The sequence below is a fragment of the Massilia varians genome, assembly GCF_027923905.1.
Classification (GTDB): Bacteria; Pseudomonadota; Gammaproteobacteria; order Burkholderiales; family Burkholderiaceae_D; genus Telluria; species Telluria varians_B.
Map to the genome: position 1 here is coordinate 1,677,527 of NZ_AP026966.1, position 13,646 is coordinate 1,691,172.

General features: G+C 64.2%; 16 protein-coding genes. 13 read left to right on the forward strand and 3 right to left on the reverse strand.

The window, feature by feature from the left end; all coding sequences use genetic code 11:
- Positions 1-108: 108 nt before the first annotated feature.
- Positions 109-831, forward strand: coding sequence for a hypothetical protein (locus MasN3_RS07685; protein WP_281913359.1), 723 nt, complete (start codon positions 109-111; stop codon positions 829-831).
- Positions 832-1,113: 282 nt separating this feature from the next.
- Positions 1,114-1,488: a hypothetical protein gene (locus MasN3_RS07690; protein ID WP_281913360.1), complete on the forward strand. Its 375-nt coding sequence runs from the start codon at positions 1,114-1,116 to the stop codon at positions 1,486-1,488.
- Between the two features lie 89 nt (positions 1,489-1,577).
- On the opposite strand, the gene MasN3_RS07695 is transcribed toward MasN3_RS07690, so the two are convergent.
- Entirely contained in the window at positions 1,578-1,991 is a 414-nt protein-coding gene (locus MasN3_RS07695; RefSeq protein ID WP_281913361.1) for an NINE protein, read from the reverse strand.
- Between the two features lie 88 nt (positions 1,992-2,079).
- Between MasN3_RS07695 and MasN3_RS07700 the strand changes: the two genes are divergently transcribed.
- The 11 genes from MasN3_RS07700 (at position 2,080) to MasN3_RS07750 (ending at position 11,748) form a co-directional block, all read left to right on the forward strand.
- The gene (locus MasN3_RS07700) at positions 2,080-2,877 is read left to right on the forward strand and encodes an AAA family ATPase (protein WP_281914454.1); all 798 of its coding nucleotides are present in this window, start codon (positions 2,080-2,082) and stop codon (positions 2,875-2,877) included.
- Positions 2,878-2,999: 122 nt separating this feature from the next.
- Positions 3,000-3,248, forward strand: a complete 249-nt coding sequence (rpsP, locus tag MasN3_RS07705; RefSeq protein ID WP_036216003.1) for a 30S ribosomal protein S16 — start codon at positions 3,000-3,002, stop codon at positions 3,246-3,248.
- A gap of 17 nt (positions 3,249-3,265) precedes the next feature.
- Complete coding sequence (rimM, locus tag MasN3_RS07710; protein WP_281913363.1) at positions 3,266-3,820, forward strand: ribosome maturation factor RimM; 555 nt, start codon at positions 3,266-3,268, stop codon at positions 3,818-3,820.
- 122 nt (positions 3,821-3,942) lie between these two features.
- Positions 3,943-4,704 carry a tRNA (guanosine(37)-N1)-methyltransferase TrmD gene (trmD, locus tag MasN3_RS07715; protein ID WP_281913364.1) on the forward strand — a complete coding sequence of 254 codons (762 nt, stop codon included), beginning with the start codon at positions 3,943-3,945 and terminating at the stop codon, positions 4,702-4,704.
- Positions 4,705-4,813: 109 nt separating this feature from the next.
- On the forward strand, positions 4,814-5,200 hold the full coding sequence (gene rplS, locus MasN3_RS07720) for a 50S ribosomal protein L19 (RefSeq protein ID WP_027864878.1): 387 nt from the start codon (positions 4,814-4,816) through the stop codon (positions 5,198-5,200).
- 67 nt (positions 5,201-5,267) lie between these two features.
- Entirely contained in the window at positions 5,268-5,936 is a 669-nt protein-coding gene (locus tag MasN3_RS07725) for a CoA pyrophosphatase (RefSeq protein ID WP_281913366.1), read from the forward strand.
- 110 nt (positions 5,937-6,046) lie between these two features.
- The gene (locus tag MasN3_RS07730) at positions 6,047-7,006 is read left to right on the forward strand and encodes a CobD/CbiB family protein (RefSeq protein WP_281913367.1); all 960 of its coding nucleotides are present in this window, start codon (positions 6,047-6,049) and stop codon (positions 7,004-7,006) included.
- Between the two features lie 114 nt (positions 7,007-7,120).
- Complete coding sequence (locus tag MasN3_RS07735; protein WP_209588149.1) at positions 7,121-7,471, forward strand: DUF3579 domain-containing protein; 351 nt, start codon at positions 7,121-7,123, stop codon at positions 7,469-7,471.
- Between the two features lie 72 nt (positions 7,472-7,543).
- On the forward strand, positions 7,544-7,993 hold the full coding sequence (locus MasN3_RS07740) for a CBS domain-containing protein (protein WP_281913368.1): 450 nt from the start codon (positions 7,544-7,546) through the stop codon (positions 7,991-7,993).
- Between the two features lie 76 nt (positions 7,994-8,069).
- Positions 8,070-10,889, forward strand: a complete 2,820-nt coding sequence (locus tag MasN3_RS07745) for a M16 family metallopeptidase (RefSeq protein ID WP_370662334.1) — start codon at positions 8,070-8,072, stop codon at positions 10,887-10,889.
- A 67-nt stretch (positions 10,890-10,956) separates the two neighbouring features.
- Complete coding sequence (locus MasN3_RS07750; RefSeq protein ID WP_281913369.1) at positions 10,957-11,748, forward strand: SDR family oxidoreductase; 792 nt, start codon at positions 10,957-10,959, stop codon at positions 11,746-11,748.
- Positions 11,749-11,772: 24 nt separating this feature from the next.
- Here the strand turns inward: MasN3_RS07750 and MasN3_RS07755 are convergent, their stop codons facing one another.
- Together MasN3_RS07755 and MasN3_RS07760 are read right to left on the reverse strand one after the other, a co-directional pair.
- Positions 11,773-12,513, reverse strand: coding sequence for a GntR family transcriptional regulator (locus tag MasN3_RS07755; RefSeq protein WP_281913370.1), 741 nt, complete (start codon positions 12,511-12,513; stop codon positions 11,773-11,775).
- Between the two features lie 9 nt (positions 12,514-12,522).
- A complete protein-coding gene (locus MasN3_RS07760) occupies positions 12,523-13,593 on the reverse strand; it encodes a flavodoxin family protein (protein ID WP_281913371.1) in 1,071 nt (356 codons plus the stop codon).
- Positions 13,594-13,646: the final 53 nt, after the last annotated feature.

Here is a 13,646-nt window from a genome sequence, read left to right on the forward strand (position 1 = left end):
CTGCGGGCCGCTTTTTTATTGCAGTCCGCCGGGTTTGATATCGGACAAACGGAGCGTCACGGCTGCGTTCGTAAGCTGGCTCTACCTACTCATCACTACGGAGCCGATATGCTGTCAACGTTACGAAGCAAATACGCTTATCCAGCCCTGGTGATTTCCTCAATGTTGCTGCTCGCCGCCTGTGGTGGCGGCAACGATTCCGACGGCGGCGCCACGGCGGCCGATCCGCCGCCGGTTGTGCCCGATCCGCCGCAGCAACCGACGCCGCCGACGCCGCCGGCGCCGCCCGATCCGCCGCCAACGCAGCCGACCCCACCGGCACCCGAGATCGTGCTGGCCGATACCTATACCGAACTCGTCGCCGGCACGATCAACAGCCCGCGTGGGTGGCCGGCCTGGACCGCGCCACCCACCCGCAACCCGGTGAGCGGCATCGGCTGCCTGAACACGATCCGCTACCACGTGCATTCCCTGCTCTCGATCTACAAGGATGGCGTGCGCCAGGACCTGCCCGACAATGTCGGCCGCAGCACCGGCTGTACCTATGAGCTGCACACCCACGACGTGACCGGCGTGCTGCACATCGAAAGCGATGTCCCGAGGCAGTTCACGCTGGGGCAGTTCTTCGCGATGTGGCGGCAGTCGCTGGCGGCGGCGGGAACGGCCGGGCTGACGGGGGCGGTGCGCTTCTACCTGATCGAGAATGAAAAGCTCACACCCTACACGGGCGATCCGGCCCAGATCGAACTGGTGGGAGGGCGGGAGATCGTCGTCATCAGCGGTACTGCGCCGCGTGTGCTGCCGAAGTATCGCTGGCCAGCCGGCTTGTGAGCGCAGTGGAAGTGCTGGCGGTGTGCCAACACCGTCCTTGAAGCGGCCTGCAGGCCGCTTTTTTATGAGGTCCTCGCCGGAATGACGGGCTTACATGATTTCAATTTGTTGTAATAAATAATATTTGTAAATAAAACACAATGTGCAAAGGAAATTTGCATAGAAACATGTATGACGATATTTAGTTTGGCTAAAGGCGGGCTCATCCTTACGGAACTAACTTGTAGCTAAGTCGCGCATGAGCCACACGGCCCACTCCACAGGCTCGACGAGGAGAACATCATGGGTATCGAGAACTATGGCGACAACCACGATCATGACCACGACAAGGATTGCGGCCACGACCGCGACCGGGACAGGGATGACGGCAAGGATGACGACAAGGACCGCGACTACTGCAAGTGCAGGAAAGAGCGGGCCGAGTACAAGAAGGAGCGCGAGGAGTGGAAGAAGAAGGCTTACAAGTACAAGAAAGAGCTCTACGAGTACAAGGCCTTCGTGAAGGACGCGCTCGAGCGCCTCGGCGTGTTCGCCCGCAAGCTCGACCACCTGCAGCACGACCTGGTCGACGAGGTGCGCAAACTCGGCAAGCATCATGATCACGACAAGGATCACGACAAGGACGACGACAAGGACCACGACAAGGATCACGACTAGCCGGTCGCCGCCAGCCCCTGCGAGGGCTTGTCGTGCGCCTGTGAGTCCGCATTCCCGCGCAAGCGGGGATGCGGGTTCCGGCAGCCCGGTCAGCCGTACGAGCCGCCGGTGTAGAGCAGGTCGAACACCCGCGCGATCGTCCCGATCAGCACGATCGCCCCCACCCCCAGGATCAGCACCAGCACCAGCGCCAGCACCCAGTTCGAGCGCGATTGCTTGCCGCTTCCCTTGTTGTGCTGCGCATCCCAGGCCTCGTCCGGCGTGAGGCCGATGACGAGTCCCTCGACAAAGCCCACGATATACGACAGCAGGAGCGGCAGCAGCACGTAGAACGGATGCGGCTTCACCGCGCCCCACAGGATGCCGGTCAGCGGCAGGCTGCACAGGTGCAGCAGGCCGAGGCGGTCGGCGCCGCCCTTCAGGTAGAAGCGGTGGACGCCGACGCCGCCCAGCAGCAGGGCAAGCAGGGCGGCGATGGTCTTGTTCTTGTGCTGGACAGCCATGAGCGTTGACAAAAGTTCAGGAAAACCGAAGTATGGTGCAAAATGGCAAGGAAAGCACGTATTGCGGAACCTCACCCATTATCCGACCATGCTCAAGACGCGCTCCTACCTGGCAGAAATCCAGCTCAAGCCGAGCGCGCCGCTCGAGCCCGCAGCCTTTCCCTTCACCCTGCCGGCGATCCGCTCGCTCGGGCGCCTGATCCTGCATCCGAACGTCACCTTCCTGGTCGGCGAGAACGGTTCTGGCAAGTCCACGCTGCTGGAGGCGATCGCGGTCGGCATGGGCTTCAATGCCGAGGGCGGCAGCCGCAATTTCAACTTCGCCACCCGCGCATCGCATTCCAGCCTGCACGAGCACCTGCGACTCGTGCGCGGCATCGAGCGACCGCGCGACGGGTTCTTCCTGAGGGCCGAAAGCTTCTATAACGTCAGCACCGAAATTGAGCGGCTGGACGAGGTTCCCAACGGAACATTGATGAGAGCGTATGGCGGCGGCAGATCACTGCACGACCAGTCGCATGGGGAGGCCTTCCTCAGCCTGTTCATGAATCGCTTCCGCAAGGACAGCTTCTATGTACTGGACGAGCCCGAAGCCGCCCTGTCGCTTCAGCACCAGCTCGCGCTGCTGAGCCGACTGCACGACCTGGTCGGCAAGCGCAGCCAGTTCGTCATCGCCACCCATTCGCCCATCCTGATGGCCTACCCGAACGCCACCATCTACGAATGCGGCGAGCACGGCATCCGCCAGGTCGCCTACGAAGATACGGAACACTACCGCGTCACCCACGATTTCCTGGCCAATCCATCACGCATGCTACGTGTCCTGATGGGCGAGGAGTGGGGAAGGGCCGCCAACAGTGGCCTTGTCGCCAAAAATCGGCGATAATGCTCAATTCGCCGAACCTCACGCTGCGTGTCCGCCGTGTTGCTATAACCGCTTGCCCCTATCTAGGCTTACGCGCTATAATCGTCGGCTTTCTCCGTCCAATACAACTTTTTGGAAATATTATGGTCGTTATCCGTTTGGCTCGTGGCGGCGCAAAAAAGCGCCCGTTCTACAACATCGTTGCAACCGATTCGCGTAACCGTCGCGATGGCCGCTTCATCGAGCGCATCGGTTTCTACAACCCGATGGCATCGGGCGCTGAAGTCGGCCTGCGTATCGCTGCTGACCGTCTGGCTCACTGGCAAGGCGTTGGCGCACAACTGTCGCCGACCGTTGCTCGCCTGGTTGCCAACCAGCAGCCTGCAGCCTAAGTAAAGCAGGTCAAGGCTTGACCGATTCGGCAGCATCCGGGGTGCAAGTCCCCGACGACCTGGTTCAGGTCGGATATGTGTCCGGTGCGTTCGGGATCGTGGGTGGACTGCGTGTCACCCCGTTCTCCGTCGACGCCGATGCGCTGCTGAAGGTCAAGACCTGGTGGCTCGACAAGCCGGCCCAGCGCTCCGTCTCCGTGCGGACCGCGAAGATGCATGGCGGCGACGTGGTCGCTACCCTGGTCGGCATGCGCGACCGCAACGAAGCCGAAGCGCTCAAGGGCGCGGGCGTGTTCGTGGCGCGCAGCGAGTTCCCGAAGCTCGAGGAAGACGAATTCTACTGGTCCGACCTGATCGGACTGGACGCGGTCAACCTGGAGGGCGAAGCCCTCGGCAAGGTGACCGACATGATGCACAACGGCGCGCAGTCGATCCTCAGGATCACGCCCGTCGAGGCCGGCGCCCCCGATGCGAAAGTAGTGGAGCGCCTGGTGCCGTTTGTGGAACAGTTCGTCCGCAGCGTCGATCTCGAGGCAAAGAAGATTACCCTCGACTGGGGTCTGGATTATTGACCAGCGTGTGAAAAATTCCTCCAGTGCTGCGTTGCATCGTCTTGCCGTACTAGCGTACTGTCTTCGCCGATGCGCCTTGCCCTGGAGGTTTTTTCACACGCTGTATGTGAAGCGAGGTCCCGATGCAGTTTGATGTCGTGAGCTTGTTTCCGGAAATGTTTACAGCGTTGACGCAGTCGGGCGTGACCCGCCGCGCCTTCGAGCAGGGACGCTGGGGCCTGCGGATCTGGAATCCACGCGATTTCACGCAGGACCGCCACCGCACCGTGGATGACCGCCCTTATGGCGGCGGCCCCGGGATGGTGATGCTGGCCAAGCCGCTTGAAGCCGCGATCGGCGCCGCCAAACAGCGCCAGGTCGAGCTCGGCCTGCCCGCGCCGCGCGTGGTGTTCATGTCGCCGCAGGGCAAGCCATTGACGCACGAACGTGCGATGGCCTTGAAGAACGAGCCGGGACTGGTCGTGCTGTGCGGCCGTTACGAAGCGGTGGACCAGCGTTTGCTGGACCGCTGCGTCGACGAGGAAATCTCGATCGGCGACTTCGTGCTGTCGGGCGGTGAGCTGCCGGCGATGGCGCTGATGGATGCGGTGGTCAGGCTCCTGCCTGGCGTGCTGGGCGACGACGCTTCGGCGGTCGAAGACAGTTTCGTCAACGGCCTGCTCGATTCGCCGCACTACACGCGCCCGGAAGTCTACGAAGGCGAAGCGGTGCCGCCGGTGCTGATGGGCGGGAACCACGCCGAGATCATGAAATGGCGCCGCCAGCGCATGCTGGAGGCGACCTTGAAGAAGCGGCCGGATCAACTGGAGCGTGCGCGTGCTAGCGGCCAGTTGAGCAAGGCCGACGAGAAATTTCTGGCGGAGCTGAACAAGCCTGCCGAGTAAGAATGTACCTTGTGTGCATGTAACGGCGGGCATGTTGCCCGCATGTTCAACCCCATCCTCTACTGGGCATTCGTACAGCGCCAGCAAGATGGTTTTTGGAGTAATAAAAATGGATCTGATCCAACAACTCGAGCAAGAAGAAATTGCGCGCCTCGGCCGCAAGATCCCTGATTTCGCACCGGGCGACACCGTGGTCGTCAGCGTCAACGTCGTCGAAGGCAACCGCAAGCGCGCCCAGGCATACGAAGGCGTCGTCATCTCGCGTCGTAACCGCGGCCTGAACTCGAACTTCATCGTTCGCAAGATCTCGTCGGGCGAAGGCGTCGAGCGTACCTTCCAGCTGTACTCGCCGCTGATCGCTTCGATCGAAGTGAAGCGCCGCGGTGACGTCCGTCGCGCCAAGCTGTACTACCTGCGTGAGCGTTCGGGCAAATCGGCACGTATCAAGGAAAAGCTGCCGCAGCGCAAAGCAGCTACCGTTGCTGCTGCTGAGTAATAGCGTCTGTGCACTGAAAAAGGCATCCGCAAGGATGCCTTTTTCTTTTCCGCCAAGGAAATGTGAATTGCATAAGCCCGTATTCGATCCCACCCTGATGCCGGTCGAAGGCCTGGCCGACGAAGCGCCGCTCGCCCCGGAACTGCTGGGCGCCGGGGCCGTGCGCGCGCGCTTCGCCCGCACCTTGCCCTGGAATCCCGAAACGTCCGACGAGTCGCTGGCTGCGCCCGCGCTGCGCCTGCGTCGCGCCGCCGTGCTGGTGCCGCTGGTGGAGCGTCCCGAGGGCCTCACCGTGCTCTTGACCCGCCGCACCGATCACCTGTCCAGCCATGCCGGGCAGATCAGCTTTCCGGGCGGCCGCGCCGAAGAGCTGGATTCCTCGCCGATCGAGACCGCCCTGCGCGAGGCGGAAGAAGAGATTGGCCTGCATCGCCGCCACGTCGAGATCATCGGCGTGCTGCCCGAACACGTCACCATCAGCGCCTACCGCGTGACGCCGGTCGTCGCCATGGTGCAGCCGCCGTTCGCGCTGCGCCCCGACCCGGGCGAAGTGGCCGAGATCTTCGAGGTGCCGCTCGCCTTCCTGATGTCCGGCGCCCACCATGAGCGCCGTTCGGTGGCCCTGCCGGACGGCAGCGGCAAGCGGCGCTTCTATGCCATGCCCTACAAGGATTACTTCATCTGGGGCGCGACGGCGGCCATGCTGCGCAACCTTTACCATTTCCTGCGCGCTTGACTGGTCCGGCTTACCTGAAAGAATCCTCCACTCGCTGATTTGATTCCCGACGGCTTCTCCGCTATCGTAGCGGGCAGCATGGTATTGCCAGAACAAAAAAGGATTCCTGAATGACATTTTTCTCCATCCTCGTCGCGCTGATCATCGAACAGCTCAAGCCGCTGCGGGCCGATAACCAGGTCTACGGTGGCATCAAGGCGTTCGCGATGCGCATCGAGGGCTGGTTCAATGCGGGCGAGCAGAAGAATGGCCGCATGGGCTGGATCCTGATGATGCTGGTGCTGATGCTGCCGACCTGGCTCATCTACTGGGTCTTCATGCACTACAACCTGGTGCTGCTGGCCTTTGCCTGGAATGTCCTGATCGTCTACCTGACCCTGGGTTTCCGCCACTACAGCCACTACTTCACCTCGATCCAGCTGGCCCTGAACCAGGGCGACGAAGCGGGCGCGCGCCAACTGCTGGCCGATTGGACCCGCCTGGATACGGTCGGCATGGACGCCACCGAGATCGCCCGGGTCGCCGTCGAAAAATCCCTGATCACCACCCACCGCAACGTATTCGGCGTATTCTTCTGGTTCCTGATGCCGTTTGGACCGGCCGGGGCGGTGCTGTACCGCGTCTCCGAATACCTGGCGCGCGCCTGGAACGAACCTGACCACATGCGCAACGAGGCCTTCGGCCTGTTTGCCGCCAAGGCTTTCTACTGGATCGACTGGGTCCCGGTGCGCCTGACGGCGGTGGCCTTTGCCGTGGTCGGCAACTTCGAGGATGCGATCTATGCCTGGCGTAATTTCGCGCGCCGCTGGGCCGACGAATCGAAGGGCATCATCCTGGCCGCGGGTGGCGGTGCGATGGGCGTGCGCCTGGGAACGCCGAACGAAAATGCCCCGCAGCCGCTGCCGCTGGACGCCGCCACGGTCGACCTGAGCGACGGCGATACCGAGGTGCTGCCGGGCGAAGAACCGAACCTGCGCGCGCTGCAGAGCACGGTCGGACTGGTGTGGCGGGCCCTGATCCTGTGGATGATCCTGCTGCTGCTGCTGTCGAGCGTGGTGTGGCTCGGCTGAGCCTTATCGTGTATCAGCGTGTATCGGGTCTCGTCGGTGAGTCTTCTATAAGATATAATACTGAGCTGAGGTTGTTCTCATCCACGCAGTATTCTTGTATCAGCAAGCAGCACTATGGCCGAGTTACCGCACACCACGGATGAAAAACTGAAGGACGAGTTTTTCATCCTGGGCATTACGAGCAAAGGCAGGCAGTTCCGCCCCAGCGACTGGGCCGAGCGCCTGTGCGGCGTCATGTCCTGCTTCGCTCCCGGCGCCGCCGGCCGCGATTCCCACCTCCAGTTCTCCCCCTGGGTCCACCCGACCGTCGTCAACGGCGTGAAGGCCGTGGTGGTCAGCCGCGAACTGCAGAAGATCGAACCCCTGGCCTATCACTTCCTGTTGAATTTTGCCAAGGACAACGACCTGCAGGTGGCGGACGCGTGCTTCGTCCCGGCCCCCGACGAGAAGAAGCCGGCGGCTTAATACCCTTCCGGATTCGAGAACTGGCGCTATGATAAAAGTCATAGCGCCATTTTTCATTGGGGGGATACCGCCATGCACATCCGCGACATCTGCACCAGCGAAGCCGCCCACTGCGCCCGTGACGAAACCGTGCAGGGCGCGGCCATCACGATGCGCCGCCTGCACGTGGGCGACGTGATCGTCGTCGACCAGTTCGACGGCGCCCGCGTCCCGGTCGGTATCGTGACCGACCGTGACATCGTCATTTCCGTGATCGCTCCCGGCCTCGATCCGGCCAGCCTGCAGGTGGGCGACATCATGACCGAGGACCTGCTCACCGCACGCGACACCGACGACGTCTACGAGACCATCGAACGCATGCGCCTGCGCGGCATCCGCCGCGTGCCCGTCATCGATGCCGGCGGCAGCCTGGCCGGCATCGTCAGCGCCGACGACCTGCTCGAATTCCTGGCCGAAGAGATGGGGGAATTGTCCCGTATTAGCCCATATCAACAAGCGCACGAGAGGAGGGCCCGCCAGTAGGGATTCCGTCTGCTACCATCCTGCATTGTTCAAGAACATGCAGGACGGAACTGTCCTGCCAACATGACAGGACACCATGGACAGAATGACTTGCAAGCGCGGCATCGCCGCGCGGGTGATTGGCGGCAGCCTCTGCTTCTTTCTCGCCGGCGCCGCCTGGAGCGCGCCGGCCCCGGCTGCTGCGCAGCAGAAGACGACGCAGCAGAAGAGTGCGCCCCTGCCCAAGGGCGTCAGCCTCGGCCCTTCCGCCGAAGGCATTACCGAATACCGCCTGGCCAACGGCCTGAAAGTGCTGCTGTTCCCGGACAATTCGCGCCCGACCGTGACCGTCAACGTCACCTACCTGGTCGGTTCGCGCCACGAGAACTACGGCGAGACCGGCATGGCCCACCTGCTCGAGCACTTGCTGTTCAAGGGCACGAAGAAGAATCCGGACATCACCGGCCAGTTCGCGCGGCGCGGCATGGACTTCAACGGCACTACCTCGCTCGACCGCACCAACTACTACGAAGTATTCCAGGCTTCGCCCGACAACCTGAACTGGGCGCTGCAGATGGAAGCCGACCGCATGGTCAATTCGCCGGTGGCGCAGAAGGATCTCGCCTCCGAGATGACGGTCGTGCGCAACGAATTCGAAAGCGGCGAGAACTCGCCCGCCCAGGTGCTGTTCAAGCGCATGCAGAGCGTGGCCTACGACTGGCACAGCTATGGCCGCCCGACCATCGGCAACCGCAGCGACATCGAGAATGTCCGAATCGCCAACCTGCAGGCCTTCTACCGCACCTGGTATCAGCCCGACAACGCGGTGCTGCTGGTGGCCGGCAAGTTCGAGCCGAACGCGACCCTGGCCCAGATCAACCGCCTGTTCGGCGCGATCCCCAAGCCGAAGCGCGCGCTGCCGCAGTTCTGGACCGTCGAGCCGACCCAGGACGGCGAGCGCAGCTTCGCGGTGCGGCGCCAGGGCGACGTGCAGATCGTGGCGCTCGGCTACAAGATCCCGTCCGATCTGCAGCAAGAGTCGGAAGCCCTCGGCTTCGCCTCCGAGATCCTGGGCGACGCGCCGAATGGCCGCCTGCACAAGCTCCTGGTTGAAACCGGCAAGGCCAGCCAGGTGTTCAGCTTCGGCCAGACCGGCTACGCGCCGGGCCTGCAGTTCTACGGCGCGGTGGTGAAGAAGGGTGAGCCGATCGAACCGGTGCGCGAGGCGCTGACCGAGGCGGTGGAAGGTTTTGCGAAGCGTCCGCCCACCGAAGAGGAAATGGAGCGCGTGCGCCGTTCCTGGCTCAACACGATCGAGCGCAGCGTCAACGACGCCCAGGCTTTCGGCGTGGCGCTGTCCGAGGCCATCGCGCTGGGCGACTGGCGCCTGTACTTCCTGGGCCGCGAGCGCATCAAGGAAGTCAAGGCCGAGCAGGTGGCGGCGAGCGCCGGCCGCTACTTCGTGCGCAGCAACCGCGTGACCGGCACCTTCATTCCCGAGGACGCACCGGTGCGCGCCGTGATTCCGGCGGCGCCGAGCGTGGAAACGGTCATGAAGGACTACAAGCCGTCCGACTCCAGCCTGGTGTCGGAAGACTTCGACCCGAGCCAGGCCAACATCATGAAGCGCACCACGCTCACCACGCTGGGAGGCGTGAAGCTGGCGCTGCTGCCGAAGAAGAACCGCGGCGAAACCGTCACCGTGCACCTTTACCAGCATCTGGGCGACGAGAAGAATTTGTATGGCAAGGGTATGGTGTCGGCCCTGTCGTCCGCGATGCTGATGCGCGGCACCAGCAAGTACACCCGCGCCCAGCTGGCCGACGCCTTCGACAAGCTCAAGATGACGGGCGGCCCGACCAGCTTCCAGACCACGCGCGAACACCTGTCGGAGGCCTTGAAGCTCGCCGCCCACGTGCTGCGCGAGCCGGCCTTTCCGGCGCCGGAGTTCGAGCAGCTGCGCAAGCAGATCCTGACGGGCCTGGAAGCCAGCCGCGCCGAGCCGCAGAGCGTGGCCGCGCGCGCGCTGTCCACCCATTTCGACCAGTACCCGCGCGGCGATATCCGCCATGCCAACACGCTCGAGGAAGACCTCGAGGACGTCAAGGCCGCGCGCCTGGAAGAGCTCAAGGCCTTCCACCGCGACTACTACAACACCAATCCGGCCGAGATGGCGATCGTGGGCGACTTCGATCCGAAGGAGGTGGTGCCGCTGGTCGAGCAGCTGTTCGGCTCCTGGCGCGCCCCGGCCAACGTCGCGCCGGTGCTGCGCAAGCATGCCGAGGTCGCGCCCATCGACAAGACCCTCGATACGCCGGACAAGGAAAACGGCTTCTACCTGGCGCGCATGAACCTCGACCTGAATCTGGAGGACGCCGACTACCCGGCCCTGATGCTGGCTAACTACGTGTTCGGCGAAGGCGGCCTGAAATCGCGCCTGATGGACCGCATCCGCCAGAAGGAAGGCTTGTCCTACGGCGGCGGCTCGGACCTGTCGCCGGGCGACCTCGACCGTGCGGGCAGCTTCTCGATCAGCGCGATCGCCGCGCCGCAGAACCTGCGCAAGCTCGACAGCGCGGTGCGCGACGAGCTGGCGCGCGCGGTCAAGAACGGTTTCACGGCCGAGGAACTAGCGGACGCCAAGTCGGGCCTGATGCAGCAGCGCATCCAGAACCGCACCAACGACGCCGCGCTGGCCTCGGGGTGGACCTCCTACCTGTACCGTGGCCGCACCTACGAGTGGTCGGCCCAGTTCGAGGCCAAGCTGATGGCGGTCACGCTGCCGCAGCTGAACGCGGCCTTCCGCAAGGCGATCATTCCTTCCAAGCTGTCGGTGGTGATGGCCGGCGACCAGAGCAAGGCAGGCGAAAAGGCAAGGGCGCGCCCTAGAAAGCAACAACCGGTAAGCCGATTATGACAAGGACCTGATTGCTGCGTTAAAATGTTGCCCTTAGGAAGCATTACCGCACAGCATCAGGAGCATCATGAAAGGGAGTTCAAAAGCGCAAGTGCCACAGGAGCTGCCGTTCGCCGGCAAGGTGGCGCTGGTCACCGGCGCAGCCAGCGGCATCGGCCGCGCCATCGCGCTGGCCTTCGGCCGCGCCGGCGCGCAGGTGGTGGTCGCCGACACCGCCGTCGACGGCGGCCACGCGACCGCGGCGATGATCGTGGAGAACGGCGGCAAGGCCCTGTTCGTGCGCAGCGACGTCACCAAGGCGAGCGAGGTCGAGGCGCTGGTCGAGAAGGCCATCAACTACTACGGCCGCCTGGACATCGCCATCAACAACGCCGCCGTCGACGAAGAGTGCGCGACGCTGGCCGAGGGCAACGAAGAGCAGTTCGACCGCATCATGGGCGCCAACGTCAAGGGCGTCTGGCTGTGCATGAAGTACCAGCTGCGCCAGATGCTCAGCCAGGGCAGCGGGGCGATCGTCAACGTGTCCTGCGTGTCGGGCATGGTGGGCGCGCCGAACCGCGCGATCTACGCCGCCAGCAAGCATGCCGTGGTCGGCCTGACCAAGAGCGCGGCGGCCGAGTACGCGCGCGAAGGCATCCGCATCAACGCGTTGTGCCCGGGCGCGGTGAAGACGCCGATGCTGGCGCGCGCGGTCGAGCGCGATCCGTCCAGCGAGAAGAAGCTCAAGTCCGCGAATCCGATGAAGCGCTTCGCCGAAGCCGCCGAGATCGCGAATGCGGCCATGTGGCTGGCCTCGGAACAGGCCTCCTACGTCAACGGCCACGAGATGGTGGTGGACGGCGGGTTTACCGCGATCTGACGGGATGGCCGGCTGTGCCGGCCATTACGTCGCGTTCAACTCCGCCACGAAGTCGTACATATCCCCCCTGAAGTAGGACCTGCAGAATTCCACCGCCCGCCCGTCGCGGGCAAAGCCCAGCCGCTCGACGCACAGCCCGGCGTCGCCTTCGCGCGTCCCCAGCTGGCGCGCCTGTTCGGCGTTCAGGAGCAGCGCCGACAGGCGCTGCAGGGCGCGCACCGGCCGCTGGCCTGAAGCCTGCAGGGCCTCGTACATCGAATCGCCCACCGCATCGAGCGAGGGCAGGGCAAACGCGGCGATGGTCGCGTACTCCAGGCACATCGGCAGCTCGTCGGCATAGCGGATGCGGTGGAAGCGGTACACCCGCGTGCCGGGCGAGAGCCGCAGGCGCAGCGCTTCCTCGGGCGTCACCAGACCTTCCGAGCGCTTGAGCCATTCGTTGCGCGGCACCCGGCCGCGCGCCCGCATGTCTTCGGAAAAGGAACTGAGCTTGGCGAAGTTCTTCTCGATGCGCGTATTGATGAAGTTGCCGGCGCCGGCGCGGCGCACCAGCAGGCCTTCCTCGACCAGGGCGTCGATCGCCTTGCGCACCGTGATGCGCGAGATCCCGAGTTCCTGGGCCAGCTGGCGCTCGGCCGGGATCGCCGATGCCGAGCCCCAGGCGCCTTCGTCGATGGCGCGGCGCAACGCCTGCTGCAGCTGCTGGTACAGGGGAAGTTTGCCGCCGGCCGCGGCCGCATGCATGAATTCTGCGAGATCGTTCATCCCCGCATTCTACTTGGGCCGCGGGTCCTTGAGGCGATGCCGGGAGACGGCGACCCGGCCGGCGCGGATCTCGTGCACCGCTTCCATCACCGCACGCGCCACGTTGCGCACCTCTTCCTGCACCGCGCCGTCGCGGTCGAGCGTCTGGTGGCTCTCGGCATAGGATTCGTAGTAGCCGATATAGCGGTCGAGCTGGGCGAAGCTGCCGGCGTCGACGAAGTCCATCCAGGCGAACCAGTCGGCCAGCGCGCGGCGCGTGCCTTCGATGCCGGCGACGTCGCCGTGCACCACCAGCCCATAGGCGCGCCCGGCCAGGTGCTTGGGATAGTCCCAGCCCTTCAGCTCGAGCTCCTTGGCTTCTTCGGCCGTCTTGCCGTGGGTGGAGGAAGGGTCGGGATTGCCGCCGTCGGCGCACACCAGGCGGTCGATCATCAGCTTGAGCACGGCGGGCGCCTGGTACCAGTAGACCGGGGTGACGATGATGACTCCGTGCGCCAGCACCCAGCGCTCGTAGATCTCGTTCATCCAGTCGTTCACCTGGCGCTCGGCATGGTTGGGGTAGCAGCTGCACGGCCAGTGGCACAGCGGCATGGCGGTCGAGACGCAGCCCTTGCAGGGGTGGATGTGGCGGTCGTAGTCGGAATTGAGCAGGCTCAGGTCCAGCACGTCGGCCTCGAAACCGGCGCTCTCCAGGACGTCGCGCGCCAGCATGGTCAGGCGCCAGCTCTTGGACACTTCGCCCGGGCAGGTGCCGTCGTTGCGCGCCGAGCCGTTGACGAGGAGGACGCGGTTGCGCGAGGACGGGTCTTTCTGGTGCCGTTCGGCGGCCAGCAGGCGTTCGTGGGCCTGCTTCCATTCGATTGAGAGCGCGTACTCCGGGTCGGCGAAACCGGGGCCGGCCTTCACCGTGCGCGGTGCCTTGCGGCCTGTGTCATAGGCTTCCCAGGCCACCTGTTCGATGGCGTCCAGTTCGCGCCCCAGCTTGTCGTAGGCGGGGTCGAAGAAGGCCTGGCGGAAGCGCAGGTGGAATTCGTCGCGCCCCAGCTTGGCCGGTGCCTGTCCCTTGCATACCTCTGTCATGCCGACTCTCCCTTTGAATGCTGGAAATTATCGCCCTAACACCGCGGCGCCAA

What these genes read in the sequence shown, in the direction of transcription:
- MasN3_RS07760 (WP_281913371.1), bottom strand. Translation starts at nt 13,593, where the DNA reads ATGACAGAGGTATGCAAGGGACAGGCACCGGCCAAGCTGGGGCGCGAC.
- MasN3_RS07730 (WP_281913367.1), top strand. Translation starts at nt 6,047, where the DNA reads ATGACATTTTTCTCCATCCTCGTCGCGCTGATCATCGAACAGCTCAAG.
- MasN3_RS07700 (WP_281914454.1), top strand. Translation starts at nt 2,080, where the DNA reads ATGCTCAAGACGCGCTCCTACCTGGCAGAAATCCAGCTCAAGCCGAGC.
- MasN3_RS07690 (WP_281913360.1), top strand. Translation starts at nt 1,114, where the DNA reads ATGGGTATCGAGAACTATGGCGACAACCACGATCATGACCACGACAAG.
- trmD (WP_281913364.1), top strand. Translation starts at nt 3,943, where the DNA reads ATGCAGTTTGATGTCGTGAGCTTGTTTCCGGAAATGTTTACAGCGTTG.
- MasN3_RS07735 (WP_209588149.1), top strand. Translation starts at nt 7,121, where the DNA reads ATGGCCGAGTTACCGCACACCACGGATGAAAAACTGAAGGACGAGTTT.
- MasN3_RS07745 (WP_370662334.1), top strand. Translation starts at nt 8,070, where the DNA reads ATGGACAGAATGACTTGCAAGCGCGGCATCGCCGCGCGGGTGATTGGC.
- MasN3_RS07755 (WP_281913370.1), bottom strand. Translation starts at nt 12,513, where the DNA reads ATGAACGATCTCGCAGAATTCATGCATGCGGCCGCGGCCGGCGGCAAA.
- rplS (WP_027864878.1), top strand. Translation starts at nt 4,814, where the DNA reads ATGGATCTGATCCAACAACTCGAGCAAGAAGAAATTGCGCGCCTCGGC.
- MasN3_RS07740 (WP_281913368.1), top strand. Translation starts at nt 7,544, where the DNA reads ATGCACATCCGCGACATCTGCACCAGCGAAGCCGCCCACTGCGCCCGT.
- MasN3_RS07750 (WP_281913369.1), top strand. Translation starts at nt 10,957, where the DNA reads ATGAAAGGGAGTTCAAAAGCGCAAGTGCCACAGGAGCTGCCGTTCGCC.
- MasN3_RS07685 (WP_281913359.1), top strand. Translation starts at nt 109, where the DNA reads ATGCTGTCAACGTTACGAAGCAAATACGCTTATCCAGCCCTGGTGATT.
- rpsP (WP_036216003.1), top strand. Translation starts at nt 3,000, where the DNA reads ATGGTCGTTATCCGTTTGGCTCGTGGCGGCGCAAAAAAGCGCCCGTTC.
- MasN3_RS07695 (WP_281913361.1), bottom strand. Translation starts at nt 1,991, where the DNA reads ATGGCTGTCCAGCACAAGAACAAGACCATCGCCGCCCTGCTTGCCCTG.